Origin of the sequence: Micromonospora sp. MH33 (assembly GCF_003013775.1) — a bacterium.
In the GTDB taxonomy this organism is placed as follows: Bacteria; Actinomycetota; Actinomycetes; order Mycobacteriales; family Micromonosporaceae; genus Micromonospora; species Micromonospora fulviviridis.
Genome location: NZ_MUYZ01000444.1, coordinates 1 through 3,804, shown reverse-complemented (window position 1 = coordinate 3,804; position 3,804 = coordinate 1). Strand labels below are relative to the sequence as shown.

Sequence of the window (3,804 nt, the reverse complement as noted above, 5' to 3'; positions counted from 1 at the left end):
CGCGCCACGGGCCCTGCTGCTGCCGCTGCCGGCCGCCACCGAGGTGCCCGCACCGGACGCGGCGCGTGCGGTCACCGCCGACGCGCTGGCCGCCGTGCAGTCCTGGCTGGCGGCCGACGTGCTCGCCGACGCGACGCTCGTCGTCCTGACCCGGGGCGCCGTGGCCGCCGGTGACGGGGACCGGGTGACCGACCTGGCCGGCGCGGCGGTGTGGGGGCTGCTGCGCTCGGCGCAGACCGAGCATCCGGGGCGGATCGTCCTGGCTGATCTCGACCGGGATCCGGACGACGGGGTCCTCGCGGTGCTGGCGGGTGTCGTCGATGACGTGTCCGCCACGGGCGGGCAGGTGGCGTTGCGGGGTGCCGCGGTGTTGACCCCGCGCCTGGTCCGTGCCGCGGTGCCGCCGGCCGGCGCCGTGCCGCCCGCGGTGGCGTCGGGTGGGGTCGCGCCGGCCTTCGGCGACGGCACGGTGCTGGTGACGGGTGGCACGGGTGCGCTGGGCGCGCTGGTGGCGGAGCATCTGGTCACCGCGCACGAGGTGCGGTCGCTGGTGCTGGTGTCACGGCGGGGTCCGGCCGCGCCGGGTGCGGACGCGCTGGTGGAGCGGCTGTCGGGCCTGGGTGCCCGGGTGGCCGTGGTCGCGGCCGACGTCACCGACCGGGATGAGGTGTACGAGCTGGTGGCCGGTGTGCCCGGCCGGCTGGCGGGGGTGGTGCACACCGCGGGCGTGCTGGACGACGGCGTGGTGTCGGCGCTCAGCCCCGAGCGGTTGGCGGGTGTGCTGGCGCCGAAGGCGACCGCCGCGTGGTGGTTGCACGAGGCGACGATCGACCGTGACCTCGACCTGTTCGTGGTGTTCTCGTCGGTGGCCGGCCTGATCGGGTCGCCGGGTCAGGCGGCGTACGCCGCGGCGAACACCTACCTGGACGCGCTGGCGACGTACCGGCGGCAGGCGGGTCTGCCGGCGGTCAGCCTGGCGTGGGGAATGTGGGACACCGCCGGCATGGCGGCGTCGCTGGCGGAGGCGGACCGGGCGAGGTCGGCTCGGGCCGGCCTGACGCCGATGAGCGTCGAGGTCGGGCTGGAGCTGTTCGACGCGGCCCTGGGCGCGGGCCGGCCGGTGCTGGTGCCGGCCGTCATCGACGTACCCGCGATGCGGGCCGCCCTCGGCGCCGGCGGCCGGGTGCCGGCGGTGCTGCGCACCCTGGTCGGCCCGGCGGTCAGCCGCCGGCAGGCCGGGCAGGGCGGCGACTGGGCCAGCCAGCTGGCCGGCCTGGCCCCGGACGAGGCCCGCGCGCGGATCGACCTGCTGGTCCGGGGCCTGGTCGCCCAGGTGCTGGGGCACGGCGGCGCGGAGGCGGTGCCGGTGGACCGGGCTTTCCGGGAGCTGGGTTTCGACTCGCTGACCGCCGTGGACCTGCGCAACCGGGTCAACGCGGCCACCGGGCTGCGGCTGCCCTCGACGCTGGTCTTCGACCACCCCACCCCGGCCGTGCTCGCCGGGCACCTGTACGAGCAGGTCTCCGGCCAGCTCACCGCCCGGCGGACGGCGGTGCGGGCCGTCGACACCGACGAGCCGATCGCGATCGTCGGCATGGCCTGCCGGTATCCGGGCGGCGTCGACAGCCCGGACCAGCTCTGGGAGCTGCTGGCCGCCGGTGGGGACGGGATCTCGGAGTTCCCCGCCGATCGGGGCTGGGACCTCGACGGCCTCTTCGACCCCGACCCGGACCGCAGCGGCACCTCGTACACCCGGCACGGCGGATTCCTGACCGGGGCGGCCGACTTCGACCCCGCCTTCTTCGGGATCTCGCCCCGGGAGGCGGTCGCCATGGACCCGCAGCAGCGGCTGCTGCTGGAGGCGTCGTGGGAGACGTTCGAGTCCGCCGGCCTCGATCCGGCGCGGCTGCGCGGCTCCCGTACGGGCGTGTTCGCCGGCGTGATGTACCACGACTACGCCTCTCAGCTGGCCGACCTTCCCCCGGGCGCCGAGGGCTACGTCGGCACGGGCACCTCGGGCAGTGTGTTGTCGGGGCGGGTGGCGTACACGTTCGGGCTGGAAGGTCCGGCGGTCACGGTGGACACGGCGTGTTCGTCGTCGCTGGTCGCGTTGCACCTGGCCGCGCAGGCGTTGCGGTCGGGGGAGTGCGACCTGGCTCTCGCCGGTGGCGTGACGGTGATGGCCACGCCGGGCACGTTCGTCGAGTTCTCCCGGCAGCGCGGCCTGTCCCAGGACGGTCGGTGCAAGTCGTTCGCCGCGTCGGCGGACGGCACCGGCTGGTCGGAGGGGGTGGGCGTGCTGCTGGTGCAGCGGCTGTCCGACGCCCGACGGGACGGTCACCGGGTCCTCGCCGTGGTGCGGGGCACCGCCGTCAACCAGGACGGCGCGTCGAACGGGTTGACCGCGCCGAACGGGCCGTCGCAGCAGCGGGTGATCCGGCAGGCCCTGGCGAACGCGCGCCTGACCGTGGCGGACGTGGACGCCGTCGAGGCACACGGCACGGGCACGACGCTGGGTGACCCGATCGAGGCGCAGGCGCTGCTGGCGACGTACGGGCAGGACCGGCCCGCCGACCGGCCGCTGTGGCTGGGGTCGATCAAGTCGAACATCGGCCACACGCAGGCTGCGGCCGGTGTGGCCGGCGTGATCAAGATGGTCCTGGCCATGCGGCACGGTGTGGTGCCACCGAGCCTGCACGTGGACGAGCCGTCGCCGCACGTCGACTGGACCGCCGGGGCCGTCGCCCTGGCGACCGAGGCGACCCCGTGGCCGGCCGTGGACCGGCCGCGCCGGGCCGCCGTTTCCTCGTTCGGCATCTCCGGCACCAACGCGCACGTGATCCTCGAACAACCGCCGGCGGACGCCGTCGAGGGCCAGGTGGCGGGACGTTCGACGCTGCCCGTGGTCGAGGGTGAGCTGGTGGCGCGGGTGCCAGGTGCGGTGCCGGTGCTGCTGTCGGCGCGGACCGGTCCCGCGTTGGCGGCGCAGGCGGGCCGCTGGGCGCGCTGGCTGGCAGCCGGCGTGGCGCTGCGCCCGGTCGATGTGGCGTGGTCGTCGGTGGCCACCCGGCCGGCTCTGGAGCAGCGGGCCGTGGTGGCTGCGGCGGACCGGGATGGCCTGCTCGGGGCGTTGACCGCCCTGGCCGGTGGGGACCCGTCCGGCGCGGTCGTCACCGGTTCCGCCGCCGAACGCGGCCAGCTCGCGATCCTCTTCTCCGGTCAGGGCGCGCAGCGCCCGGGCATGGGTCGGGAGTTGTATGACACTTTCCCCGTTTTCGCCGCCGCGCTGGACGAGGTGTGCGGGCAGTTGGATCCGCTGTTGCCGCAGCCGTTGACGACGGTGCTGTTCGCCGATGCGGGCTCGCCGGAGGCGGAGCTGCTGGATCAGACGGTGTTCACCCAGGCTGGTCTGTTCGCGGTCGAGGTGGCGCTGTTCCGGCTGGTCGAGTCGTTCGGGGTTGTGCCGGACCTGGTGGGTGGGCATTCGATCGGGGAGATCACCGCCGCGCACGTCGCCGGGGTGCTGTCCCTGGCGGACGCGTGTGCTCTCGTCGCGGCGCGGGGTCGGTTGATGCAGGCCCTGCCCGCCGGCGGCGGGATGCTCGCCGTGAACGCATCCGAGGGGGAGGTACAGGCCGCCCTGAACGGGCCGACCTCCGGTGGCTCTGCGTCTGCCGGCGAACCTGCGGCCTCCGGTGACGGGTCGGCCTCCACCGGCCTCACGGACCGGGTGGGGATCGCGGCGGTGAACGGCCCCACGTCCGTGGTGCTCTCCGGTGCGGTCGACGCCTTGGATGAGGTGGA

At 75.4% G+C, this 3,804-nt stretch carries 1 protein-coding gene; it reads left to right on the top strand.

Annotated elements, in window-relative coordinates; genetic code table 11:
• A partial coding sequence (locus B0E53_RS34065; protein ID WP_146167898.1) for a type I polyketide synthase occupies window positions 1-3,804 on the top strand: 3,804 nt, incomplete at both ends.